Raw genomic sequence first — 24,835 nt, 5'->3', positions numbered from 1 at the left:
AATCAGGGGATTTGGAAAAGCATGGAGGAGGCAGAACGATGAAGAGGATCAGCATGGGAAAGGGTACAAGGCAATATCACGCCGTCCGCATTCTGGCCGTATTGACGCTGGCGGCCGTCATGGCGGCCGGCTGCTCGGCCCCCGGCGGGCCCAAGGGAGCGGCGCAGGCGCAGCTGCAGGTAAGAGCCGTTAAGACGGAACCGGTGGCCAAGCAGCGGATCAGCGATCCGGCCGAGCAGGTGGCGGATATTTCGGCCGGAACCGCGATTGATATTGCAACCAAAGCGAACGGGGAAGTCATTGAAGTATTGAAGAAACGCGGGGATTATGTCGAAAAAGGCGAAGTATTGTTCCGTGTCGACAGCAAGGATGCGGAATCGGCCAAGCGGAAAAACGAGCTGGCGGTAAGGAGCTCGCAAGAGTCGCTGCAGAAGGCGAAGGACGATCAGATCAACAACCGCAAGGATTTGGCCGATGCGGTGCAGAAGGCCGAAACGGCGCTGAAGAACGCGCAGCAGGATTATAACAAAATGCGCAACGATTACGACAACGGTTTGGCAAGCGACCATCAGTTGGAGCAGGCGCAGCAGCAGGTGGACAATGCGCGCATGAGCCTGGAATCGGCTCAGAACAAGCTGGCCGCAAACGATAACAACAATACGATCGCTTCGGCCGAGACGCAGGCGGAAACCAATCAGCTGGCGCTGGAGGATTCCATCCGCGCGCTGGACAATTATAACGTCAAGGCTCCGGCCAGCGGGGTGCTGACCGATTTTACCCCCGAGGTCGGGCAGACGGTCAACACCGCATCGAAGCTCGGTCAGGTTCTGCAGATCGACCCTGTGAAGATCACGACGGAGCTGAGCGAGACCAATATGAAGCTGGTCAAAAACAAGAAGGAGCTCGTTTACTATAGCCCGGATAACCCGGACAAGAAGGGAACGGCTCAAATCAGCTACCTGGCTCCGGTCATGAGCGCGCAGACGAAAACTTATACGCTGGAGCTGGAGGTCGCCAATCCGGACCATACGATCACGCCCGGGACGCGCGTGATGGTTCAGCTGACGACGGAGGAAGAAGAGAAGGTCGTCGTCGTGCCGACGTTAAGCATTATCCGGGAGGAATCGGACGCGTTCGTCTTCGTGCAGCAGGGAGATACGTATCAGAAGCGCAAAATCAAGCTGGGCCGTATCAACGGCTCTTATCAGGAAGTGCTGGACGGCGTGAAGGAAGGCGAGCAGTTGGTCGTTACCGGACAGCATCAGCTTAAGGACGGACAGAAGGTAGAAGCCGCGTCTGCGGCGCCTTCCCCGTCTCCGGCTCCGGCGGGAGCCGCCCCGGACGGGCAGAAGCAAGCCAAATAATCCGACAGTGAGGAGTGGACACAATGAATGAACGATGGAAAATGACACTGACATCGGTTATGCTGGGCACCGCTATTATTATGCAAGGAGGCGCGGCGCTGCCCGCAGCGGCGCTCGCGGCGGAGCCGTCCGCAACGGAGGCCGGCGAGAATGCGGCAGCGGAACCAGCTGCAACGGAGGCCGCGGCCGAGACGCCGGCGGACAATCATTTGACGGAGAATATTCAGGCCGCCGTCAAAGGGGCATCTGTGGAGTCGACGCCGGACGGGCTGCGCATCGCCGTCACGGTCAGACTGTATAACGGCGGCACGGAGAAGCAGCGCGTGCCCGATTACGAGCTGAGGGTGCAAACGGCGGACGGTCTCGATTATACCCTCGATGCCAGCTCCGATAACAAGAAGGCGCTGAAGCCCAAGGAAATCGGAGAGCTCGTCTATATGAGCGTCGTGGACAGCAAGGCGGCGATGAAGCTGGCCGGCGTCTCCTTCGTGAAGGTGGACGAATACGCCTATCCGAAGACGGAGACGACGCTGCTCGGCTTCCCGCTAGGCTCGGAAGTATGGTACGGCTCCAGCGGCAGCGCTCTTCCAACCACGCAGCTGGCATGGGGGCAAACGTTCTCCATTCCCGGCCTCAATTCCGATTTGCTCTATACGCCGGCCGGTTTGACTACGGAGAATACGGATAAGGGTCCGGTAGCGGTCGTCACGCTGTTGACGCAAAATCCCGGACTCGGACGCGAGACGGTGCCCGATTTCCGCTTGGACGTCCGCGCCGGGCAGAAAACTTTTGCGGGAGCGCGCACGGAGAAGGATGACGTAACCGTCGAAGCGGGCGAGCAGAAATATATCCATTTTGCCGTTCCGATGGAGAATAACGCGGAGCCGTCCAGCTTGATCCTCATGACTACCGATACGTTCCTGCCGGGCTCGGGCTCCGGCTCGTCTCAGACGAGCGGCGGACAAGCCGCAGCGGGCACACAGATCGATACGGGCCGTCTGGCCGTAACTTTGCCCGCTGGGGCGCAGGCTGACCCGGCCTCTACGGCAAGTTATACGTTAGGCTCGCCGATCGCCGTAGATCCGTTGTCGAAATTGATCGATCATACGCAGGTGACGCTGATGGAGCTGCATATGCAGCAAAATCCGGGAGAAGGCTACAAGACCGCCATCGGCAAGTTTGTGCTGACGAACAAGAGCGATAAGCCGGTACCGACGCCGGCTTTCGAAACCGAGCTGGTCGGCGGCGGCGGAGCTGCCTATTCCGGCGTAAGGCAGACGAACGTTGCGGCGACGCTTAACCCGGGTCTCAGCTATGTCGTAAGCTATTCGTTTAACATCCCGCAGACCGAAAGCGGAGACGGGCTCGTGCTGAAGCTGCTGGACGGCCAGACGGCGTCTCCTTACAAAATAGCGATCGCGTCGGTGCAGGCGCCGCTCCAGAAGGAAAGCGACGATAATACGCTCCATCTGTACCCTTACGACATTCATTTGACGGATTGGACGGTCGGCACGAACTATGGAACGACGACGGCATCTTATTCTTATAAAATGAAGTTGACGCTCGATATGAAACAAGCGGAGAACGTGGTCGTCGATCAAAATTTCTCCAAGCTTCATTTCGAGGTCGTAGACAAGCTAGGACGGGTGCTGGGCACGGCGGACGGCAGCTTCACGGGAAGCCAGAAGCTCGTTAGCGGCACGCAGACGATTGTGACGAACAGCATTGCCAGCGAACAGTTCGAATTCCCGATTACTGTCAATATGTACGAAGTTATCGAAACGCCTGACGGGCAAGCGAAGCGGCTGCTGAAAACGTTGAGCTAGGGCGTTATCCCTCTGGGACAGTCTCTTTTAAAAGAGGCTGTCTTTTTTCTTTGTTATGATGCGCAGCAAATTCCTGTGGATATCCTGTGGCTCCCCCGAAAGGAATGTCTACCCATAGAACGATCCCAGAGGAAGGGTTAGACGCCGATCCAGCCTAGGCTGGATGCGGACGGAATAAGCTTCAGAGCATCACGTCACTTTTGGGGGATTGTTCTGCGAGGGAAGTTTTGTGAGACGGGTATTCGCTTTATTTTACCAATGGTTAAATAAATCAGGCGACGACAAGCGACATGATGCGACGAAAAGGAATGGAGCGTGCGAGTAGGATGAGCCGGTTGGGCGGGGAAAGAAAAAATTTCCTTGGCGCTAAAATGCCGCAATCATCGAGGGGACGGCAACCGCACTTGTCGGGCGAGCGGTACGGCTTGGCATAAGACAGGGGAGGCTATGCGGTTAAGGCGCTGCGAAGGCCGATTTATCCATTTTGCCATTGGGATCACTCCGCGATATGCCTTCTGAATGTGATTTTAGCTGCAATAAATGCCGATCAGGGACATCTTTTGATATAAAGGAGTCATTTATCATTACCAATACCATATTGGCTTAGAAATCGAAAATGGAGAGTTATACACGATATGGGACGATAGGGAAGGAAAAAGGAGCATAGGCCGGGTAATCCCCCCCATACCCTAGGACAGGAGGGATTTACTGGAAATACCCGGTGTCAGCCTGTATGACACAGCCCAAAAAACTGTGTTAGCATTATAACTGTTCGCGCGAACGAATTCTTAAGAGAGGTAGTGATGCTGCTTGAGAAGGGGGCTAGCGATGGTGCTGTTTCTAACGCTTCTCACATCAGTCGTCGGCTGCGGAAGCGCCGGGCAAGCGGGCGCCGGAGACGGCAATGCAGGCAAACAGGCGTCCGAAGCGGGCAACGATACGTTGGCTCAAGCCAAACAGAAAGGCTCGGTGACGGTGGGCTTCGCTAACGAGAAGCCGTACGCCTATAAGACATCCGACGGTCAATTGACGGGAGAAGCGGTAGAAATTGCCCGGGTAGTTCTGGGCAAACTCGGTATCAACGAAATGAAAGGCGAATTAACGGAATTCGGATCATTAATCGGGGGCCTTCAAGCCAAACGGTTCGACATGATTACGGCCGGCATGTTTATTAATCCTCAGCGCTGCCAAGCGGTTCTCTTCGCTAATCCGGAGTACAGTATCGGAGAAGCTATCGCGGTTCAGGAAGGAAATCCCCACAAGCTCCGCAGTTATCAAGACATCGCCAATAACAAAGAGGCCAAAGTGGCCGTTATGACCGGTGCGATCGAGATCGGTTATTTGGAAAAATCGGGCGTCGCCAAAGAGCAGATGGTGCTCGTGCCCGATCAGGCGTCGGCTTTGAACGCTCTTCAAGCCAACCGGGCGCAAGCGGTAACGATGACCGGGCCTGCGCTGCAGGCGATGCTGGATTCGGCCAATGACAGCAAGCTCGAACGCGTCGCCGATTTCGAGCAGCCGCTTATCGATTCCAAGAGTGTCAGAGGATACGGCGCAACGGCGTTCCGTCCCGAAGACAAGAGCTTCCAGGAAGCGTTTAACGCCGAGCTGAAGAAGCTGAAGGATTCCGGAGAGCTGCTCGAAATTTTGCAAAAATTCGGATTTACGGAACAGGAGCTTCCCGGCGACATGACATCCGAAGCGCTCTGCAAGGAGCAGTAGCATGGTAACTTCGTGGACGCAGTTCATCCCGCTGCTGGCGGAAGGAGCGAAGGTGACGATTGCGATCGCCTTCCTCTCCTCGGCGGTTGCGATGGCGGTCTCGCTGCTGATCGGCTTGTGCAGACTGTCCAGGTTTAGGGCGGTAAGAGCGGTATCTGCGGTGTATGTGGAATTTTTCCGGGGAAGCTCGCTGCTCATTCAGCTGTTCTGGATTTATTTCGCGCTTCCGTTCATCGGAATTGAACTGCCGAAATTCGCTGCGGCCGTCGTCGCCTTCGGGCTGAACTACGGCGCGTACGGCTCCGAAATCGTCAGAAGCTCGATTCAGGCGATTCCCAAGGGGCAATGGGAGGCCTGCACGGCCTTGAATATGAAGCCATGGCAGACGATGAAAACGATTATTTTGCCGCAGGCGTTTCTAAGAATGCTGCCTCCGTTCGGCAATTTGCTCGTCGAGCTGATCAAAGGCACATCGCTCGTCTACTTCATCACATTGGCCGACTTAACGTATCAGGCTATGGTGCTGCGAAACAACTACATCTCCTGGTCGCCGGTCATTATGGTGCTGCTGCTTCTGATGTATTTTGCCATTGCCTCGCTTGTATCGATGGCGGTTAGGCTGGCCGAGCGTAAAATGGCGGCGGGAAGGATGTAAGTAAGCATGTGGAACTGGCACTATGCAATGCAAATATTGCCCGAGCTGCTGCGAGCGCTGCAGATGACGGTGCTCGCGACATGCTGCGGCTTCGCGCTCTCCTGCTTCGGCGGGCTGCTGCTGGCAATGGCCTCGGCCTCCCGCTGGGCCGTGATGTCCGCGGTCTCGCGGGGAGTGGTGAGCTTTATCCGCAACACGCCGCTGCTCGTGCAAATTTTTTTCCTGTATTATACGCTGCCCAAAGTCGCAAACATCTCATTGTCTGCTTTTGCCGTAGGGATTATTGGACTTGGGCTTCATTACAGCACGTACATGTCCGAGGTGTACCGCTCCGGGATCGAGGCGGTGCCCAAAGGGCAGTGGGAGGCGGCGGTCGCTTTGAATTTTCCGAAGGCGAAAACTTGGATGACGGTCATTTTGCCGCAAGCGATACCGCCCGTCATTCCCGTGATGGGGAATTATCTCTTGGTAATGTTCAAGGAAACCCCGGTTTTGTCTGCGATTACGTTGGTCGAAATGCTGCTGACCGCCAAAAATATCGTCTCCGAATCGTATCGCGTATTCGAGCCTTACACGATGGTCGGCGTCTTGTTCCTGATCATTAGCTACCCGGCCTCGCTGCTCATTCGCGCCTTGGAGAAGCGGCTTACGCTTCAGCCGGGGCAGCGGCCGGAGAGCGGACGGGGGCAGGCCGGGAGGAGCGCCAAGAAGGCGGTCGGCTCGTAAAGTAGCTAGGACAACGAAGGGGGCAGAGCATGCAGCCAATAGTGAAATATTCGCAAGTAACCAAATCGTTCGGCGATCTCGAAGTGATCAAAGGCATCGATCTGGAGATGGCGCCGGGCGAGAAGCTGGCGCTGATCGGTCCGAGCGGTTCGGGAAAGACGACGCTCGGGCGGATGCTGATGACCTTGGAGGAACCGACCTCGGGCACGATCGAGCTGGACGGCGAAGGATTGTGGCATATGCCCCGGAAGGGGGCATTCGTGCGGGCGGATGAACGGCATCTGCACCGGATGCGCGGGAAGGTCGGCATGGTGTTCCAGCATTTTAACCTGTTCCCGCATATGACGGTGCTCCGCAACGTGACGGAAGCGCCCCGCAAGGTGCTAGGGCTGTCCAGGGAAGAGGCGGCCGAGCGGGCGGTCAGCATGCTGGGCAAGGTCGGCTTGCAGGATAAGCTGGACGTGTATCCGGCCCAGTTGTCCGGCGGACAGAAGCAGCGCGTGGCGATCGCCAGAGCTTTGGTCATGCGGCCGATGGTGATGGTGTTCGACGAGGTGACCTCGGCGCTGGACCCGGAGCTGGTGGGCGAAGTGCTCGAAGTCATTCGCGAAATCGCCGAGGAAGGCAGCATGGCCATGATGCTGATCACGCATGAGATGGATTTTGCCAAGGATGTCGCCGACAGGGTCATCTTCGGAGCCGAAGGAAGGATCGTCGAACAAGGTCCTCCGGAGGCGATTTTTGAAAATCCGCAAAGCGAACGGCTGCAATCGTTTCTCAAACGATTCCGTTCGTCTTGAAGGGAGGGAGAGGCTTCATGGAATCGCCTGTCATACGTTACCGCCACCCGGTCAAGGAAGACGGGGCGGCGGTGTGGAGCCTCGCGAAGCAAACGGGGGCGCTCGACGTCAATTCCGTCTACTGCTACATTTTGCTGTGCGATTACTTCAGGGACAGCTGCATCGTCGCCGAGGATGAAGCGGGCATCGCGGGCTTCGTGTCCGCATTTCGCATTCCCGGCAAGCCGGACCGCTTGTTCGTATGGCAGATCGGCGTCGCGCCGGACCGGCAGAGAAGAGGCATTGCCAAACAGCTGCTGCGGGAGCTGTTCTCATCGCCCTGCTGCGAAGGCGTCCGCTATGCGGAGACGACGATCAGCCCCTCGAATCGGGCTTCGCAGGCGCTGTTTCTGGCCGTTGCTGAGGAACGGGGAGTCGAGGTTCAGCTAACCGAAGGATATCCGGCTTCGATGTTCTCCGAAGGGCAGCAGCACGAGGATGAAATATTGTTCGTATTGGGGCCGAAATCAGCCCCGGGCATATAGCCGCAGATTCACAGTGATAAAAAGAACCGCACACAGGGAGGAAAACCGATGAAAACGCTAACGCTGGAAAAGCCCTCTATGCACGTATTCGAAGAGATGGAATCCGAGGTTCGCAGTTACTGCCGAAGCTTTACAACGGTTTTCGACAAAGCCAAAAACGCCAGGCTATGGGATAAAAACGGCAATGCATATATCGATTTTTTTGCCGGAGCGGGAGCGTTGAATTACGGTCATAACAATGAACGCATTCGCGGCAAACTGCTTGATTATATGCTGAAGGACGGCGTCACGCATAGTTTGGATATGGCGACAGGCGCCAAAGAGCGGTTTTTAACGAGATTTAACGACGTTATTTTGAAGCCCCGGGGGTTGAGCTATAAGGTTATGTTCCCGGGTCCGACCGGAACGAACGCGGTAGAGAGCGCGCTGAAGATCGCGCGGAAAGTAACGGGGCGGTCCACGGTCATCTGCTTTACGAACGCCTTCCACGGCATGAGCCTCGGTTCCTTGGCCGTCACCGGCAACTCATTCAAACGCAAGGGCGCGGGAGTGGAGCTGAGCCACTCTGTCTTTATGCCGTATGACGGCTACTTCGGCCCGGATGTCGACACCGTGAAGTATATGGAGAAGCTGCTGGACGATCCGGGAAGCGGCGTCGACCTGCCGGCCGCCGTCATCCTGGAGACGGTTCAGGGCGAAGGCGGACTGAATGCGGCGAGCCCGGCTTGGCTCAAAAGTATGGAAGCCTTGTGCCGAAGCAAAGGCATCCTGCTGATCGTCGACGACGTTCAGATGGGCTGCGGCCGGACCGGTTCCTTCTTCAGCTTCGACGATACCGGATTGGAGCCGGATATCGTCTGCTTGTCCAAGTCGATCGGCGGATACGGTCTGCCGATGGCGCTTACGCTGCTGAAGCCGGACATCGACCAATGGTCGCCCGGCGAGCATAACGGCACCTTCCGCGGGAACAATCTCGCTTTTGTGGCGGCCGCCGAGGCGCTGCAGTATTGGGCGAACGACGAGTTCAGGAAGGCGATCGAGCTTAAAAGCCGAACCGTAAGGGCGGCGCTGGAGCGGATGGCAGCCCGTCATCCCGAGCTGCAGGGGGAAATTCGCGGCAGAGGGATGATTCAGGGCATTGCGTTCGCGGAAGACGGCTTGGCCGAGCGGTTATGCCAAGCGGCATTCGATAAGGGCTTGATCATGGAAACTTCGGGACCGCGCAGCGAGGTCGCCAAGCTGATGCCTCCGCTGACCATTGAAGACGGGCTGCTGGAGCAAGGGCTGCAGATTATGGCGGAAGCCATGAAAGAACTGGCTGAACAGGCGCAGGGACAGTAATCCTTGTCCCGGTAATTTATTCGAAATAAAAGGAGCGGATCATCATGATTGTGAAGCATTTGGAGCAACTGATTCATACGGTCGACGATGTGGATACGCAGACATGGAATTCGAGAAGACTGCTGCTGCGCAAGGACGGCGTCGGCTTCTCCCTGAACGACACGATCATCAAAGCGGGGACGGAGACGCTGATCTGGTACCAGAACCATATTGAGGCGGTGTACTGCATCGAAGGCGAAGGCGAGATCGAGGTCATCGGAGGAGAGACATATCCGATCAGTCCGGGCATGCTTTATGTGCTCGACGGGCATGAGAAGCATTATTTGCGCGGCAAGACGCAGATGCGCATGCTCTGCGTGTTCAATCCCCCGCTTGTCGGGCAGGAAGTGCACGATGAGAACGGTACGTATCCTTTGCTGCCTTAACCCGCTTAACCCGCTTAACCCGCTTAACCCGCTTAAACCCGATGCCGGTCTAAGCTTGATCTAATTTTACTAAAACCTGCGAGGAGGAATATCTTATGAAAAGCACGCATCCTGCAAGCGAAGTCCAGCACGCAACGGATTTGTATCCTTCACGGATCTCCGATACGCCGTCGATTACGGAACGCCGGGACCCCGTCGTCTACTCCGCATGGTCGCCCAATTGCTCCATCACCGAGGAGCAGTCGGAATTTTACCGCCGGAACGGCTACTTGTTTATCGAATCGTTCTTTTCCCCGAGCGAGGTGCAAGGGCTGAAGGAGGAGCTGAAGCGGATGTGGGCGGCAAGCCGTGACTCGGCCGACGGAGAGGTCATACGCGAGCCGGACAGCGACGAGGTAAGATCGATCTTTAACGTTCACCGCAGCAGCGATGTGTTCAAGGCTCTCTCGGGCCATTCCCGGCTGAAGAGCATCACCGACTACATTTTGGGAAGCGAGACGTACATCCATCAATCGCGGATCAACTTTAAGCCGGGTTTTACCGGCAAAGAGTTTTATTGGCATTCCGATTTCGAAACATGGCATGTGGAGGACGGTATGCCGAGAATGAGGGCGCTCAGCTGCTCCATCGCGCTGGAGGACAATTACCATTTTAACGGCCCGCTGATGGTCGTGCCCGGCTCGCAGATGGATTACGTCTCCTGCGTCGGACGGACGCCGGACAATCATTATGAGAAATCGCTGCGCCGGCAGCAGTACGGCGTGCCCGACCACGATAGTTTGGCTGAGCTCGTGCAGCGCTACGGCATCGATACGCCGGTAGGCAAGGCAGGATCGATCGTTTTGTTCGATTGCAACATTATGCACGGCTCGAACAGCAACATTACGCCGATGCCTAGAAGCAATGTCTTCATCGTCTATAACAGCGTGGAGAACAAGCTGCAGCCGCCATACTCGGGACAGCCGCCGCGACCGGAATTTATCGCTGCCCGCGAAGACTAGGCACGATCCAATTTGACTCATCCACTTTCGTAGTGTATGATAGTACTACGCTTAATTTCCGGTTTATGGAACCGGGAAGCGGGGGAACCATTATTTGGGGCGAATCAGTAACGATTGTAGGGAACCATCTTTCCCGAGCCCGGCAGCTAACCTCGTCAGCAGTGGATGGGTCAAGTTATTATTTATGCATGAAATTGCATTCATTGACCCGTGGAAATCGGGTCTTTTTGCATATGAGGACCCGAGGCTAGAGCCAGGAGGAGAACCATGCAGCGCTTACGGCTTGCATGTTCCGAATGGAGCACGGGTCTTTTTTGAATGTAATTTTATACATAAATTAACTTTTAAGTTCATTCATGGAATTATCGTTTGCGCTGAATGTAAGCAGCAAGCCGGCGCAGACGAAGCTGACGCAAGCTTATTCATACCGCGTGGAAGGAGGGAGTACAGGGAGGCGTAAGCAGGAGCAGGTTAGCAGACTGGCTTTATCGGACCGGAGCCGCAGAAGGATATGCAAGCGTTTACCTTGATATTCCGCTAATGACGCCGATTCCCCATAACCAATCTGTCATTTCAAGGAGGATACTCTATGCCGCAGCCGAAATATTTGACCGATATCGACAAAATCCTGGAGATTCCCGAGCAGGAGAGAAAAAAGCTTAAGCAAATAACGGAGAAGTTCGTGTTTCGCGTAAACGATTATTACTTGAACCTGATCGATTGGAGAGATCCCAACGATCCGATCCGCAAGCTGGTCATCCCCAATGAAGGCGAGCTTTCCGAATACGGGCGCTGGGATGCGTCCGACGAAGATACCAACTATGTGGTGCCGGGCTGTCAGCATAAATACAAGACGACGGCGCTGCTCATCGTATCCGAGGTGTGCGGGGCGTACTGCCGTTACTGTTTCCGCAAAAGATTGTTCCGCAACGATGTCAAGGAAGCGATGTCGAACGTCGATCCCGGGCTTCAATATATCGAGAACCACCCCGAAATCAATAACGTGCTTCTGACCGGAGGGGACAGTCTGATTCTCGGAACGCCCAAGTTGCGCGGTATACTGGAGCGGCTTAGAGCGATCGAGCATGTTCAGATCATCCGGCTCGGCTCGAAGATTCCGGTGTTTAATCCGATGCGGATTTACGAGGACGAGGCTCTTCTGGAGACGATCCGCGAGTTTTCCACCGCCAACAAGCGCATTTATGTGATGGCGCACATCAATCATCCGCGAGAAATTACGCGCGAGGCGAAGCTCGGCTTCGAGGCGCTGCATCAGGCAGGAGCCATCGTCGTTAACCAGACGCCGGTCTTGCGCGGAATCAATGACGACCCGGCCGTGCTCGGCGAATTGCTCGACAAGCTGTCCTGGGCCGGCGTAACCCCGTATTATTTCTTCATCAACCGCCCCGTTGCCGGCAACCGCGATTTCGTGCTGCCGCTGCAGGAAGTGTACCGAATCGTAGAAGGCGCCAAGGCCAGAACTTCCGGCCTCGGCAAACGAATCCGCCTGTCCATGAGCCACACTTCGGGCAAAATCGAAATTTTGGCTATCGAGAACGGCAAGGCTTATCTCAAATACCATCAGTCGCGGGACGATGAATACGGCAAATTTATGGTGCTCGATTGCCCCGAAGACGCCGCTTGGTTTGATGATCTTCCCGGCAGCGAACGCTTCTGGAAGCGTCCGAAGAAACGGACCGACGACGTCGTATCGGTCAACGAGCTTCCCGATATGCCGCGGGCGCAAACGCAGACGCGCGGCGTTATGCAAGCGTAACCCTTCCTGCCCGCGCCGCGGTCATGGCGGGACGGCCCTCTCCTCCTGCCGCACAGCCGCAGGCGCTTACAGAGAAGCGAGAATCCCGGACGGATCATCGTTTGGGCAGCAGCTTCACGTAGTCATCGGACATTTTCATCAAGTTCATAATATAGTCGAAGTCGCTTCGGTACGGCTGAATGTTGGCCGGAGCCAGCGTGCGAAGCGTGACGGCCGTACCGTCGTCGAATGCCTTGCCCGGTTGGAACATAATGATGTTGTTGAAGAAGGAGCCTGTCGGCATATAATATCTCATCCCGAGCACATTATGGCGCATATTCAGCAAATCCTGCCCGAAATGAAGAAATTGCTGCTGCTGCAGCGAAATGCCGAGCAGGTTGGTTATCGTCGGCATAATGTCGAGCTGCCCGCCCACCTGGTTCACCACTTGGGGGGCCGTTTGCCCGGGAACATGGATGAACAGCGGGATGTTGAAGCGGGAGATAACCGGATGGTACGTCATTCCGAGCTGCTCGCTCAGCTCCTTCGGATCGTTGTCCTCCGGCTGCAGGCCGAAATGATCGCCGTAAGCGACGAATATCGTGTTATCCCATATGCCGGCCGCCTTCAGACGGTCGATAAACGTGCCGACGGCATAGTCGGTATAATTGACGGACAGCAAATAATCGCCGAGCTGTTTGCCTTCGAGATCGGCCGGGATCGTCATTTTGCGGCGATCGTTCGGAATCTTGAACGGAAAGTGGCTGGATACCGTAATAAACTGGGCATAGAACGGTTTGCCCTGCTTGTGCAGCTCGCTTAGCTTTTCTGCCCCGACACGGAACAATTCCTCGTCCGATGCTCCGAAGGAGTTGAAGAAGTCGTTGTTGTAATAGGGCTTGTCGTAGTAATGGGTGAAGCCGAGCGCCGGATACAGCTTATACCGGTCCCAGAAATGAACCTCGTTTACGTGAAACGTATCGGCTTCATAGCCGATCGCTTCGAGCAGACGGGGCAAACTGGGCAGCACGCGGTCGCCGTAACCGGTCGACATCGGAATCGTCCCTGTCGGATAAATCGACGTGTTGGACATGAATTCGGCATCGGACGTATTCCCTTGGCCGATCTGCTGGAAAATGTGAGGGAAATAGTAGCTTTCGGCAGCCAGCTTGTTCAATACGGGCGTAACCTCCTGACCGTGGAAGTTAAGATGGATCGGGAAGTTCTGGAACGCTTCCAACTGCACGACGATCACATTTTTCCCCTGCTGAGAGCCGAAATATTTTGGCGTTTCTCCGGCGTTCGGATTGTATCCGTAGCTCGCTTCATAATCGCTTACGACATTCAAAGCTTCCGATGTGGTGCTGAAGTTGGTCGTTTTTCTGCCTTTAATGCTATTGGCCAAAACCGACGCTTCATAGTTGAGCAGCCCCAACTGATTGGCGCGAACCAGCTCGTTGACGATGCCGAGGTTCAGCTTGATGAAGACGGCGCAGACGATGAGGCAGGCGGCCGTTACGGCGATGACCGCATACTTGCGCAAAGCGACGGCAAGCAGGATATGAGCCCCGCTGCGTCTAAAAACAAGCCATAACAAAAAAAACACGGCAAAATCAAGGAAAAATAAATAATCCGCAAGCCGGATCGTCGCTTTGACGCTGGAGGAAATCTGCAAAACTTGCTTGATCTCCAAAACGGAGGTATAGGTAATAACGGAGCCGAAATGCTCGAAATAGAGCGTAGCGGCAAAAAAGATCAGCGACATCACCGCATTAACAATCCAGTAGGCGGTTTTCTTGGCCGGATAACGGAATAACAGCTCGACGCATCCTGACAACACGGCAAGACTGGCGAGATCGAGCAGCCACCAGGAAACGATCACTTCGTCGAATAAAAAATATCTCAGCAGGGCGACCTTGACCCACAGCAGCAAAGTAATGATAATATAAGGACTTCTCCATATCCGAACCCAGCTTGCTTCCATTATAGACCCCCATTTTGTTTTGAACGTTCTATCTAAAAGCGAGATGAAAAAGTCCGCTGCGGCGCCCATTTGGTCTTCCAATAACTGTTGAAACCGGATTTTTGGAGTGTCGTCTCCTTTTTCTATGGACAAAATCCGTTTTCAAAGGCGAGCGCTAACGCTTTTCCAGCTTCAAATGGCCCCTCCGCTCTTTTTTTCACCACGCTTCTCATGCTTCTATACATTCATTTACCAAATAAGCGGATATTAAACATTGCGGTTAGTTCTCCGCAGCGCAAGCCTTCCGCCTTACTCCCGAGCTTTCCAAATCGGCCGGCTTGCTGTATAATACAGAAACATACGTTCCCTTTGGTGGAGGTGAGACTTGTGTTTCTGAAAAGCGTGGAAATTTTAAGAAGCCGGTTTCCGCAACCGGCGGAATATCCGTTCTCGATTCCCGTGCTGCGGGATGCCGGCACGATCGCTTTGAACGGCAACGTGACGTTTTTCGTCGGAGAGAACGGTTCGGGCAAGTCGACGATTTTGGAGGCGATCGCCTATCAATGCGGCTTCAATACGGCCGGAGGCGGGAGAAACAACACGTACGAAGTGGAAGCTTCCGGAGCTTCGCTCGGAGATTATATGCGGCTGTCCTGGATGCCTAAAGTGACGAACGGTTTTTTTCTGCGCGCGGAGACGTTCTATCATTTTGCCACCCATATTGACAAGATGCCGGAGAGCCTTAAATATTACGGAGGTCGTTCCTTGCATAAGCAATCGCACGGAGAAGCGTTTTTGTCGCTGTTCCGGCACCGGTTCGGCAAAAAAGCGATCTATTTGCTCGACGAGCCGGAGGCCGCGCTGTCTCCAGCCCGTCAATTGGCGCTGCTGCGCATTATCAAAGATTTGGAGAAAGACGCGCAATTTATTATCGCGACCCATTCGCCGATTCTGCTCGGTTATCCGAACGCGCAAATATGGAACTTCGACAGCTCGCCGCTGGAAGAGATCCGTTACGAGAACACGCTGCATTATATCGTCACCCGAAGATTTTTGGAAAACCGGAAGGCGGTTTTGGCCGAGCTGTTCGAGGATTGACGCTAATATCGGGCATATTTTAAGGAAAACATAACCTTCCTTTCAGGTGATTTTAAGCATCGTTCTGTATGATAGACAGTGACCCCCCTTAATATAGATTTGCGACCCGCAGTCCATGGCTGCGGGTCGCATTCGTTTTATATAGACCGCATATCCCCATGATGCCTCCCCAAAAGGTTTGAAAATAGTTCAACCTTTTGAGCCCCTCGGACCTCCTCTATAATTAGCAGTAATCCCACTCGCAAATCAATTGGCAGGAGGCATCAGTCATAATGAGAATCATTTATTTGGACATCGACTCGCTGCGGCCGGATCATATGGGCTGCTACGGGTATCACCGGAATACGACGCCCAACATCGATGCGATCGCCGCGCAGGGCGTCCGCTTCAACGATTGCTACTGCGCTTCATCACCTTGCGTGCCGTCGCGGGGCAGCTTCATTTCCGGCCGGTTCGGCATTCATCACGGCGCGCTTACGCACTGGGGACCCGGGGGAGAATTCCAATATCCCGAAGGGGACGGACACAGCAAGGAAATCCCTTTTTTCACCCGTTATTTGCGTGAAGCAGGAATGAAAACGGTTACGTTTTCGACCTTCGGCGACCGTCACCATGCTTGGTGGTATTTTGCCGGATGGAATGAAGTGCACACCCATTCGCTAAAAGAAGGCAACGAAAACGCCGACGAAGTGAACGCTTCGGTCATTCCGTGGCTGCGGCAGCACGGCAAGGAAGACAATTACTTCCTGCACATTCAATATTGGGACCCGCACACGTTCTATACGTATCCGATCGAGTATATGGAGCAGTGGAAGGATTCGCCGGCTAAGGCTTTCCCGGATGAAGCGGCGATTGCCGCGCAGCAGGAACACAGCTTTCCGCGATCCGCGCCGTTCCTGCATTGGGGGGACAAATATCCGGCGACGATGCCGGGGCAGATCGCAAACCGCAGCGATTTCAAGCATGCGGTCGACGGCTACGACGGCGGCATCAGCTACATGGATAAGCATGTCGGAGAGCTGCTGGAGACGCTGAGGGAGCTCGGCATCGAGGATGAGGTATGCTTCATTATCAGCGCCGATCATGGCGAATCGATGGGAGAGCAGGGCATTTACCTCGAACATGCAAGCGCTACCGAAGCGGTGCATCATCTGCCGTTGATCATCAAGGCTCCGGGGATGGAGAACAAGGGAACGGCCATCGACGGGTTCGTCTACAATGTCGACGTCATAGCGACGATAGCGGAGATGGCCGGGCTCAAGGTGCCGTCGGGCTGGGACGGTCAGTCGTTCCTTCCGGCGCTGCGGGGCGAGCATTGGCAGGGGCGCGATTATCTGGTGATGGATCACGCTCTGTATGTATGCCAGAGGGCGGTGCGGGACGAACGCTGGTATTTCATCCGCACGTACCATCCGGGACTGTACCTGCATTTTGACGAAGTGACGCTCTATGACATGATCGCCGATCCGAACCAGACGACGAATGTAGCCGACCGGCATCCCGAGATCGTGAAAGAAATGGATCACCGGCTGTCCCAGTGGCAGCATGAGCAGGCCCGCAAGCCGGGCTATAAGGTCGATCCGATGCAGAAGGTGATCGAAACGGGCCCTTGGAAATATTTGAGCGCCAACGATTGGGTGCGGCGGCTGAATCAGAAGGGCTGGAAGGAAGCCGCCGAGAAGCTGCGGAGCACCTACAGCAGAGAAGCCGTGCAGCCGGCATACGACGGATAAGGAGGACAACAACTATGAAAAAGATGCCGCACTCCCTGCTTACGGCCGTCTCGATCGTTATCGGGATCGTGCTCTGGTATATCTTGTCGGCCATTCCGGCGATTGGAGCCATTATTACCAATCCGACCATTGTCGTCAAAACCTTCATCTCCGAAACGGCGAGCGGACGCATGTGGACGAATGTAGGCGCAAGCTTGTTCCGGGTTCTCGGCGGCTTCTCGCTCGGACTGATCGTAGCGATACCGGTCGCCTTCCTGATGGGCTGGTACAGCGTCGTACGCTCCGTAGTGGAGCCATGGATTCAGTTTTTCCGGACAATTCCGCCGATCGCCCTCATTCCGCTCGTTATCGTAGCGCAGGGGGTTGGAGAATCGGCCAAAGTGACGGTTATCTTCGTTTCGACCTTCCTGGTTATGGTCATTTCGATCTTCCAGGGCGTCCGCAACGTGGACCCGACCTTAATCCGCGCTTCGCGGGTGCTGGGAGCAAGAGATAGAGATATTTTCTTCGAAGTCATCGTACCGGCATCGTTTCCCTATATTCTTGTCGGCGTAAGACTCGGTCTTGCCGCCGCGTGGACGACGCTGGTGGCGGCGGAGCTGACGGGAGCGAACAAGGGGCTCGGCAATATGATTATGGAAGCGAGCCTCTACTTCCGGATGGAAGTCGTCATTCTCGGCATTATCGTCATCGGCATCATCGGCTTGGCCATGGATAAGTTCGTTCTCTTCTTGGAAAGGAGGCTAACCGGATGGCAGGAAGTACGCAACGCCTAGAGATCGCGAAGGCTCAGCAGGAGCAGAGCCGTCCCAAGATTGAAATCAGCGGATTGTCCAAAATTTATAAAGGGCGCAGCGGCGACGTGACCGCGCTGCAAAACACCGATCTGACCATTCATCAGAACGAGTTCGTCTGCGTCGTCGGCCCGAGCGGCTGCGGCAAAACGACGCTGCTCAACATTATCGCGGGCCTTGAAGAGGCGACCTCCGGCTCGGTGAAGGTCGACGGGGTGGAAGTCAAGGGGCCGGGCAAAGAACGGGGCGTCGTCTTCCAGCAGTATGCGCTGTTCCCGTGGAAGACGGTGCTGAAAAACGTCGAATTCGGATTGAAGCTGCGCGGCCTTAGCAAGCATGAGCGGAAGGAGACGGCGGAGAAATATTTGGAGATAGTCGGGCTGAAGGATTTCGCCCACGCTTATCCGAAGGAGCTGTCCGGCGGGATGAAGCAGCGCGTGGCGATTGCCAGAGCTTACGCGGTGCAGCCGGAGGTGCTGCTGATGGATGAACCGTTCGGCGCGCTGGACGCCCAGACGCGGGCGCAGCTGCAGGAAGAGCTGCTTAAGACGTGGCAGACGGAGAAAAAAACCTGCTTCTTCATCACGCATGATGTCGAGGAAGCCGTCATTTTGGCCCAGAAGGTGATCATCATGAGCGCCAGACCGGGACGGATCAAGGAAATTATCGACGTCGACATTCCTTACCCGCGGGATCAGGCAACGAAGCTGGACGAGCGGTTCGTGCAAATCAAGAACGAGATCTGGTCCAAGGTGTATCGCGAATACCTGGAAGTGGCAAAATAGTCTCATATTTAAAGGAGAGATTCTTATGGTTCGCAAGTCGAAATTATCGCTTAAGCTTCCTATCGCCGCCGTTATGCTCAGCATCCTGCTCGTGCTGGCCGCCTGCTCCTCGGGCGCCCCGAGCGGCGGAGGCGGCGCCGCCTCTCCGGCCCAGACGCCGGAGCCGAACAAACCGGCAGGCAAGCTGCCTACGATCAATGTAGCTTATATGCCGGATATGAACGGCGCGACTCCGATCGTCATCGGCGAGGAGAAAGGTTATTTCAAGGAAGCCGGAATCAACGTCAACGCCGTGAAATTTTTAAGCGGCCCGCCTGAATTCCAGGCGATGGCTTCGGGCGATATCGATATCGCTTACATCGGACCGGGAGCTACGTTCCTGGCGGCGCAGGGCAAAGGGCATATTATCGATATCGTCAGCTTAGGCAAGAGCGACATGGTGTTCGCCACCAAGAAATCGGGCATTAAAGAATGGAAAGACCTGAAAGGCAAGACGGTCGGCGTGCCGAAAGGAACGTCAGGCGAAATGGTACTGAACCTCGGTTTGGAAAAAGGCGGTTTGAAGCCGAGCGATGTGAACATTGTCAATATGGACGTAGCCGGCGCGGTTTCCGCGTATGTCGCCGGCAAGGTGGACGCGGTGGCGATCTGGTCGCCGTATACGCAGGAGATCGAGAAGCAGGTCGGCAAGGAAAATATGGTGAAGCTGGGCGATAACAGCGACTTTTTCCCGGACTATATATTCCCGGCCAGCTGGGTTGTGAATCCGAAGTTTTTCCAGGAGAAGCCGGAGCTTGTGCAGCAATTTCTGAAAGCGATCGCACAGACGACCGACTACAAATTGAAAAACAAGGACGAAGCGATCAAAATGACCGCCGCCTATACGCAGGTTCCCGAAGAATCGTTGAAGCTGCAGCTGGACTCGCTCGAATGGCTGGATAATAAACGGGTGGCCGATGCGTTCAAGGACGGAACGGCGAAGAAATGGTATGAAAATCTGGAGAAGCTGTTCGTACAGAACGGCAGCCTGAAGGAAGTCGTGCCGGCGGATCAGTTCATCGTCACCGATCCGTTCCTCAAAGCGACGGGCCAATAATCGGCGTCATCATGGAAAAAGCCAGTGGAAGGGATGACCTTCCGCCGGCTTTTTGTCTTTTACTCTTCCGAAAGACTGCTTTCCTTCAAAATGACGTCATGCGCTCCGCCTTCGACAAGGCTTGTCGCCGAAACGAGCGTAATCCGCGCGACGCGCTGCAGCTCCTCAATGCTGGTGGCGCCGCAGTTGCACATCGTCGATTTGATTTTGCCGATCGTCTTGTCGAGATTTTCCTGCAGGGTGCCCGCATAAGGCACGTACGAATCGACGCCTTCCTCGAACAAGAGACCGCTCTTGCCGCCGGTATCGTACCGCTGCCAGTTGCGCGCCCGGTTCGAGCCCTCGCCCCAGAACTCCTTGACGAAGTTGTTGCCGACTCTCAGCTTGCGGGTCGGGCTTTCGTCAAAGCGCGCGAAATAGCGGCCCATCATAACGAAATCCGCGCCCATGGCCAGCGCCAGCGTAATATGGTAATCGTGCACGATGCCGCCGTCCGAGCAGATCGGCACGTAGATGCCCGTTTCCTTGAAGTATTGATCCCTCGCTTCGACGACCTCCATCACGGCGGAAGCTTGACCGCGCCCGATGCCCTTCTGCTCGCGGGTGATGCAGATCGATCCGCCGCCGATGCCGACCTTGACGAAATCGGCTCCCGATTCGACCAGATACAGGAAGCCTTCGCGGTCGACGACGTTGCCGGCGCCGATCTTCACGTCGAAGTTTTCCTTGACGTACTGCACCGTTTCGCGCTGCCATTCGCTGTAGCCGTCCGACGAATCGATGACGAGCGCGTCTACGCCGGCTGCGACGAGCGCGGGCACGCGTTCTTTGTAGTCTTTGGTATTGATGCCGGCGCCGACGATATAGCTTTTGTTGGCGTCCAGCAGCTCAAGCGGATTTTCCTTGTGGGCGTCGTAATCTTTGCGGAACACGAGGTAATCGAGGCATTGCCGCTCATCCACGATAGGCAGACAGTTCAGCTTATGCTCCCAGATGAGATCGTTGGCCTCGGACAGCGTAATGCCGGATTGGCCGTAAATCAGCGAGGCGAAGGGGGTCATGAAGTCGCGGATCGGCTTGTCTTGCGAATCGCGGCTGATCCGGTAATCGCGGCTCGTTACGATGCCGAGCAGCTTGCCCTTGGCGGTGCCGTCTTCCGTGACGGCGACGGTGGCATGGCCGGTCTGCTCTTTGAGCGCCAGCACGTCGGCGAGCGTATGCTCCGGAGTCAGGTTGGAGCGGCTGACGACGAAGCCGGCTTTGTAGCCTTTGACCTTGCGGACCATTGCGGCCTGATCCGCGACCGACTGCGAGCCGAAGATGAACGAGATGCCGCCGCAGCGGGCGAGGGCGATCGCCATGCCGTCGTCGGATACGGCCTGCATGACGGCGGAGGAGAACGGGATATTGAGCGAAATTGCCGGCGCTTCCCCTTGCTTGTACTTGACCAGAGGCGTCTTCAGGCGAACGTTCGCCGGAGTGCACTCCTTGGTCGTCAAATTCGGAATTAACAGAAATTCGCTGAACGTGCGGGACGGTTCCAAATAATACGTAGCCACTTCATTGATTCCCCCTTGGATCGTTTTTGGACAGGCTCGACAAGTAAATTTTTTCAATCTTATCATTGAACCTCGCCTGGGGTCAATGGCTTTTTCGGGACGATTTCAGCTTCCGCCGCGCACTTTATGAATGAGCTGCTGCACGTTCAGATCGCGCAGCATCGCCGTCACTTCCTTGGATCGCTTCTTGTTGAATTTTTTGAGGATCATGTTGATCTGCGATTTGATCGTCGACAGCTCGACCTGCCGGTATTTGGCGATTTCCGCGACCTTCATGTCCTTAAGCAGCAACTCGAGAATTTCCAGCTCGGTCGGAGTCATCTGCGACAAAATAATCGTCGCCTTCAGCAAGCTCTCCTCGTTGCGGCGGATGCGGGAAAACTCGTTCTTGATCTTATACGAAAATTCCGGCCGGATCAGGACGATGCCGTCGTAAGCGTTGCGGATGCTGCTTATGATCTCCTCGGGCGAACTGGTCTTCAGCACGTAATCGACAGCCCCCGTCTCGAAGGCGTTGAACACCGTCTCGTCATCCTCGTGAACGGTCAAAAATACGATTTTCATATACGGGTACTGCAGCAGCACCTTCTGCGCCGTAATAATGCCGTCATGCTTCATATCCATCTCGATGTCCATCACAATGATGTCCGCCTGCTTCTCCTGCAGCAGCTGCAGCACCTGCTTGCCGCTCGACGCCTGCGCTACGATCTCCATATCGCGTTCCCGCGAGATCAGCTCGCAGAAATGATCCCTCAGCACGTCGAGATCCTCCGCCACAATGACCCGAATCGGTGTCGTCATCGTCCCATTCATCTCCCCTGTTTTAAGGTTTAAGCACATACAGCGGCAAAATCACCTGAAAGACGCTGCCTTCGCGCCGCTTGCTCTCCACATGTATCCGGCCGTAATGGCCCATCACGACATGCTTGCTGTAGGACAAGCCGATACCCCAGTTTTTCGTCGTGTTTTTGCTTGTGTAAAAAGGATCGAAGATCGCCTCCAGCAGCTCCGGCTCAATGCCGGGTCCGTTATCGATAATCTGGATGATGACCCAGCTCTCTTCGACATAGCCGTGCACGCGAACCAAGCCTCGCTTCTCCTCGTCGATCGCTTCGACCGCATTAATGAGCAGATTGTACAGCGCTTCGGACAAATGCTCGACATCGGCCAGCACCATCGCCTCTTCCGGAGGCAGCTCCGTCTCCAGCGCGATATGAGTAGGAAGCGCGGTAAGCCGCTCCAGCGTAAGGCCGATCAGCGTTCGAACGGATACCGCCCGCAGCTGCAGCTGATTCGTCTTGAACGAGTTGTACAGCTGGTCGAGCCTGCCGAGCGTATGCGTGACGATATCGCCCGCTTTGTTCAGCGTCTCTTGCGGGCCGTTCGAGGCGCCCTCTTGCCCGGCAGCCGCAGCCGTCTGCTGCTTGGCCTGCTGGATGAGCAGCTGAATCATAATCAGCTGGTTTTTGATCGCATGGGTGAAGACGCGCGCCCCCATATTGGCCGTGTTCAGCTTGCGCTGCAGCTGCAGATCGCTCTTGCCCATCGATTTCTCCACTTCCGTATAGCGCCAAATGGATAAAATGCTGATGAGCGACAGGACACCGGTAAAGCCGATGCTGGCGTACCAGCCGAACAGCGTCAGCGGCGGATTGAAGTTGGAAAAATCGGAATAGAGCACATAATAAGTGCGCACGTCGAATACTTGCAGAGGACCCATGAATCCGAGATAAAAGTAGAAGAGCACCAGGGAAAACACGCCGTATAAAATATGCTTGCTCTGCTTCTTGACCCAAGGCACCGTCATTTTGCGGTATTTCTGAATCATCAGCGCAAGCGAGACGAGCAGCGAGACGACGAGCCAGCCGCGGGTCACCCAGCCGATCGTATAGGTGAAGCTGCGGTCGAGCGCGGTCAGCGCCCATTTGTACACAACCGGATCGTAGAAAACAATGTTGGCGAGCGGAAACAGCGTGTTGAGCGCAAAAATTTTCCACAGCTGCTTGAAAGGGCGGTAGTAGAAGAGAGTGACGGACAGTCCGATGAGACTGAAGACGAAGAGGGAACGCCCGATCGTTATCATGCGGCTGATGCCTTCGATCTTGATCGGCAGATCCAGCAGGAAGTTGCGGATGCTGTCGTTGAAGAACAGAACGATGTTCACTTTATAGTAAAACCCGCCGTATTTGGCGATAAACAGGATGAGTCCGGCCATGCTGAGAAACCAGCCTACGAGGACAAAGCCCATCCAATAGGCGGACGGATTGCGCGACTTGGTAATGAACAGCACAATGGCCGCGAGCATGAGCACTATGAGCAAGATCGTCAAGGAATTTCCCGCCTTTTGTAAGCGATGATTGGAAGTACGTCTATTTTAACATAAAATGAAGGCGTTTTCGCGTTTTTTCGACACGATCCGTCATTAGGAAGAACAAGGCAGGCAGTTATCCGACTTATAAACAGTATTATCCACAATACTAACAGGTTTCAAAGCCTTGTTGTGCATAATTCCGTGTATATTTATAAACATATCCACATAGCGAGTTATCCCCAGATTCGCATCTTTGTCCATCCCGGTTATAATCATGCACAAGCATCGACGCCGGGCGCCGAGTTATCCACCGCGGACCGCAGCTGCTCTGCATATGGTGCGGGGGTGGGCGAATCGGCAAAAAAACCTCCGTCTGGTCACGATCGCCGTGACGACGGAGGTTTCGTTTCATCATTAGTGCGAGGGCTGCGTTGGATGCGCAGCGCTCGGTGATTCGCGAGGGAAGCGGGCGGCGCCCGCCTAGTCCCCGTCTTCGCCCAGGCGTCCGGCTGCGCGATCCGCTCCGCTGCCCGGCTCCTCCGCTTCCACATAGCGCTTGAGCGCGGACATTTTATTCTCCCAGTAACGCTCGTAAAACGACAGCCAGCGCTTCAATTCGAGCAGCGGCTCCGGCTCGAGCCGGTATCTCGTCTCGCGGCCGACCTTCCGTTCCTTAACAAGACCGGCGTCGGCCAAAATGCGCAAATGCTTCGAGACGGCGGTCCGGCTCATCGGGAAATGGCCGCTGATCGCGGTAACCGGCATCTCCCGGTCGACAAGCAGCTGCAGCAGGCTGCGGCGGGTCGGATCGGCGATCGCCTGAAACACATCGTGCTTAGGTGACGGAGCCGCCATATTAACCCTCGACATAAGCTTGCAGCTTTTTTTGCAATCCGACCCAGCCGCCGGACATTCTGTCGCGCACAAGCCGGTGCGTCTCGCCGAATTCGGTCAGCTTATCCGCATCCCAGCCGCCGTGAATAAGCGTAAATTCCGTCTTGTCTTCCCGCTGAATAAGCTCGAAGGTGACGGTCCAATCTTTGCCCCAGCGAAAGGTTAGCCGGTTCGGCGGATCAAGCTCGGTCACTGTGCAGGGGGAATCCCCGAACGGTCCGGCATTTAATTGAAACTCATAGCCCAGTACAGGCTGAAAATTGTTAGGCATAAACCAGGCGGCGATGCCTTCGGCGGTGGCGACGGCATCCCATACTTTCTGAATGGGCGCGTTCAGCACCAGCGTCTGGCGAATATCCGGCAATGCCGACGGCGATTGGTTATCCATGTATCGTTCCTCCCGTTTGGATTCAGATCGGCTTCTCAATTCCTTTGCATTCTGATGTCTATTATGACACCGTC

Annotated in this window: 23 protein-coding genes and 1 riboswitch; of the genes, 17 read left to right on the top strand and 6 right to left on the bottom strand. The window is 55.3% G+C overall.

Translation table 11 applies throughout. The annotated features are described in order from the left end of the window. The first annotated feature begins 38 nt into the window (after window positions 1–38). The 12 genes from SK3146_RS13680 (at window position 39) to SK3146_RS13625 (ending at window position 12,161) form a co-directional block, all read left to right on the top strand. Window positions 39–1,364 carry an efflux RND transporter periplasmic adaptor subunit gene (locus SK3146_RS13680; protein ID WP_249865564.1) on the top strand — a complete coding sequence of 442 codons (1,326 nt, stop codon included), beginning with the start codon at window positions 39–41 and terminating at the stop codon, window positions 1,362–1,364. A gap of 23 nt (window positions 1,365–1,387) precedes the next feature. Beyond that, on the top strand, window positions 1,388–3,190 hold the full coding sequence (locus SK3146_RS13675) for a hypothetical protein (RefSeq protein WP_249865563.1): 1,803 nt from the start codon (window positions 1,388–1,390) through the stop codon (window positions 3,188–3,190). A gap of 828 nt (window positions 3,191–4,018) precedes the next feature. Then, the gene (gene ehuB, locus SK3146_RS13670; RefSeq protein ID WP_249865562.1) at window positions 4,019–4,912 is read left to right on the top strand and encodes an ectoine/hydroxyectoine ABC transporter substrate-binding protein EhuB; all 894 of its coding nucleotides are present in this window, start codon (window positions 4,019–4,021) and stop codon (window positions 4,910–4,912) included. Window position 4,913: 1 nt separating this feature from the next. Next, window positions 4,914–5,567 (top strand): ectoine/hydroxyectoine ABC transporter permease subunit EhuC, encoded by a 654-nt coding sequence (gene ehuC / locus SK3146_RS13665; protein WP_249865561.1) that lies wholly within the window; start codon window positions 4,914–4,916, stop codon window positions 5,565–5,567. A gap of 6 nt (window positions 5,568–5,573) precedes the next feature. Further along, window positions 5,574–6,293 carry an ectoine/hydroxyectoine ABC transporter permease subunit EhuD gene (gene ehuD / locus SK3146_RS13660; RefSeq protein WP_249865560.1) on the top strand — a complete coding sequence of 240 codons (720 nt, stop codon included), beginning with the start codon at window positions 5,574–5,576 and terminating at the stop codon, window positions 6,291–6,293. Between the two features lie 29 nt (window positions 6,294–6,322). Continuing rightward, a complete protein-coding gene (ehuA, locus tag SK3146_RS13655) occupies window positions 6,323–7,093 on the top strand; it encodes an ectoine/hydroxyectoine ABC transporter ATP-binding protein EhuA (protein ID WP_249865559.1) in 771 nt (256 codons plus the stop codon). Between the two features lie 17 nt (window positions 7,094–7,110). Continuing rightward, window positions 7,111–7,617 carry a diaminobutyrate acetyltransferase gene (ectA, locus tag SK3146_RS13650; protein WP_249865558.1) on the top strand — a complete coding sequence of 169 codons (507 nt, stop codon included), beginning with the start codon at window positions 7,111–7,113 and terminating at the stop codon, window positions 7,615–7,617. 48 nt (window positions 7,618–7,665) lie between these two features. Then, window positions 7,666–8,958: a diaminobutyrate--2-oxoglutarate transaminase gene (gene ectB, locus SK3146_RS13645; protein WP_249865557.1), complete on the top strand. Its 1,293-nt coding sequence runs from the start codon at window positions 7,666–7,668 to the stop codon at window positions 8,956–8,958. 44 nt (window positions 8,959–9,002) lie between these two features. Then, on the top strand, window positions 9,003–9,383 hold the full coding sequence (locus SK3146_RS13640) for an ectoine synthase (protein ID WP_249865556.1): 381 nt from the start codon (window positions 9,003–9,005) through the stop codon (window positions 9,381–9,383). Between the two features lie 95 nt (window positions 9,384–9,478). Beyond that, window positions 9,479–10,384 carry an ectoine hydroxylase gene (gene thpD / locus SK3146_RS13635; protein ID WP_249865555.1) on the top strand — a complete coding sequence of 302 codons (906 nt, stop codon included), beginning with the start codon at window positions 9,479–9,481 and terminating at the stop codon, window positions 10,382–10,384. 38 nt (window positions 10,385–10,422) lie between these two features. Then, a riboswitch (cyclic di-AMP (ydaO/yuaA leader) is annotated at window positions 10,423–10,560 on the top strand. A gap of 180 nt (window positions 10,561–10,740) precedes the next feature. Then, entirely contained in the window at window positions 10,741–10,914 is a 174-nt protein-coding gene (locus SK3146_RS13630; protein ID WP_249865554.1) for a hypothetical protein, read from the top strand. A gap of 59 nt (window positions 10,915–10,973) precedes the next feature. Continuing rightward, the gene (locus SK3146_RS13625; protein ID WP_249865553.1) at window positions 10,974–12,161 is read left to right on the top strand and encodes a KamA family radical SAM protein; all 1,188 of its coding nucleotides are present in this window, start codon (window positions 10,974–10,976) and stop codon (window positions 12,159–12,161) included. Window positions 12,162–12,255: 94 nt separating this feature from the next. Here the strand turns inward: SK3146_RS13625 and SK3146_RS13620 are convergent, their stop codons facing one another. Continuing rightward, window positions 12,256–14,124: an LTA synthase family protein gene (locus tag SK3146_RS13620; protein ID WP_249865552.1), complete on the bottom strand. Its 1,869-nt coding sequence runs from the start codon at window positions 14,122–14,124 to the stop codon at window positions 12,256–12,258. Between the two features lie 366 nt (window positions 14,125–14,490). Between SK3146_RS13620 and SK3146_RS13615 the strand changes: the two genes are divergently transcribed. From SK3146_RS13615 to SK3146_RS13595, 5 genes are all read left to right on the top strand, one after another. Next, entirely contained in the window at window positions 14,491–15,201 is a 711-nt protein-coding gene (locus SK3146_RS13615; RefSeq protein ID WP_249865551.1) for an AAA family ATPase, read from the top strand. A 272-nt stretch (window positions 15,202–15,473) separates the two neighbouring features. Continuing rightward, window positions 15,474–16,934 carry a sulfatase family protein gene (locus SK3146_RS13610; protein WP_249865550.1) on the top strand — a complete coding sequence of 487 codons (1,461 nt, stop codon included), beginning with the start codon at window positions 15,474–15,476 and terminating at the stop codon, window positions 16,932–16,934. 14 nt (window positions 16,935–16,948) lie between these two features. Then, window positions 16,949–17,710, top strand: a complete 762-nt coding sequence (locus SK3146_RS13605) for an ABC transporter permease (protein ID WP_249865549.1) — start codon at window positions 16,949–16,951, stop codon at window positions 17,708–17,710. Continuing rightward, window positions 17,686–18,513: an ABC transporter ATP-binding protein gene (locus SK3146_RS13600; RefSeq protein ID WP_249865548.1), complete on the top strand. Its 828-nt coding sequence runs from the start codon at window positions 17,686–17,688 to the stop codon at window positions 18,511–18,513. Before SK3146_RS13605 ends, SK3146_RS13600 begins: the two co-directional genes overlap by 25 nt. 25 nt (window positions 18,514–18,538) lie before the next feature. Then, the gene (locus SK3146_RS13595) at window positions 18,539–19,609 is read left to right on the top strand and encodes an ABC transporter substrate-binding protein (protein ID WP_249865547.1); all 1,071 of its coding nucleotides are present in this window, start codon (window positions 18,539–18,541) and stop codon (window positions 19,607–19,609) included. Between the two features lie 59 nt (window positions 19,610–19,668). Here SK3146_RS13595 and SK3146_RS13590 read toward each other — a convergent pair whose 3' ends face one another. From SK3146_RS13590 to SK3146_RS13570, 5 genes are all read right to left on the bottom strand, one after another. Next, window positions 19,669–21,168 (bottom strand): IMP dehydrogenase, encoded by a 1,500-nt coding sequence (locus SK3146_RS13590; RefSeq protein ID WP_249865546.1) that lies wholly within the window; start codon window positions 21,166–21,168, stop codon window positions 19,669–19,671. Between the two features lie 105 nt (window positions 21,169–21,273). Further along, on the bottom strand, window positions 21,274–21,969 hold the full coding sequence (locus SK3146_RS13585) for a response regulator (RefSeq protein WP_249865545.1): 696 nt from the start codon (window positions 21,967–21,969) through the stop codon (window positions 21,274–21,276). Window positions 21,970–21,991: 22 nt separating this feature from the next. Further along, window positions 21,992–23,497 carry a sensor histidine kinase gene (locus tag SK3146_RS13580; RefSeq protein WP_249865544.1) on the bottom strand — a complete coding sequence of 502 codons (1,506 nt, stop codon included), beginning with the start codon at window positions 23,495–23,497 and terminating at the stop codon, window positions 21,992–21,994. Window positions 23,498–23,959: 462 nt separating this feature from the next. Then, on the bottom strand, window positions 23,960–24,334 hold the full coding sequence (locus SK3146_RS13575; protein WP_249865543.1) for an ArsR/SmtB family transcription factor: 375 nt from the start codon (window positions 24,332–24,334) through the stop codon (window positions 23,960–23,962). Window position 24,335: 1 nt separating this feature from the next. Beyond that, the gene (locus SK3146_RS13570; protein WP_249865542.1) at window positions 24,336–24,761 is read right to left on the bottom strand and encodes an SRPBCC family protein; all 426 of its coding nucleotides are present in this window, start codon (window positions 24,759–24,761) and stop codon (window positions 24,336–24,338) included. Window positions 24,762–24,835 lie beyond the last annotated feature (74 nt).

It is taken from the genome of Paenibacillus konkukensis, from assembly GCF_023523925.1.
GTDB lineage: Bacteria > Bacillota > Bacilli > Paenibacillales > NBRC-103111 > Paenibacillus_S > Paenibacillus_S doosanensis.
The sequence above is the reverse complement of the archived record's forward strand: the minus strand, read 5'-3'. Positions and strand labels throughout refer to the sequence as shown.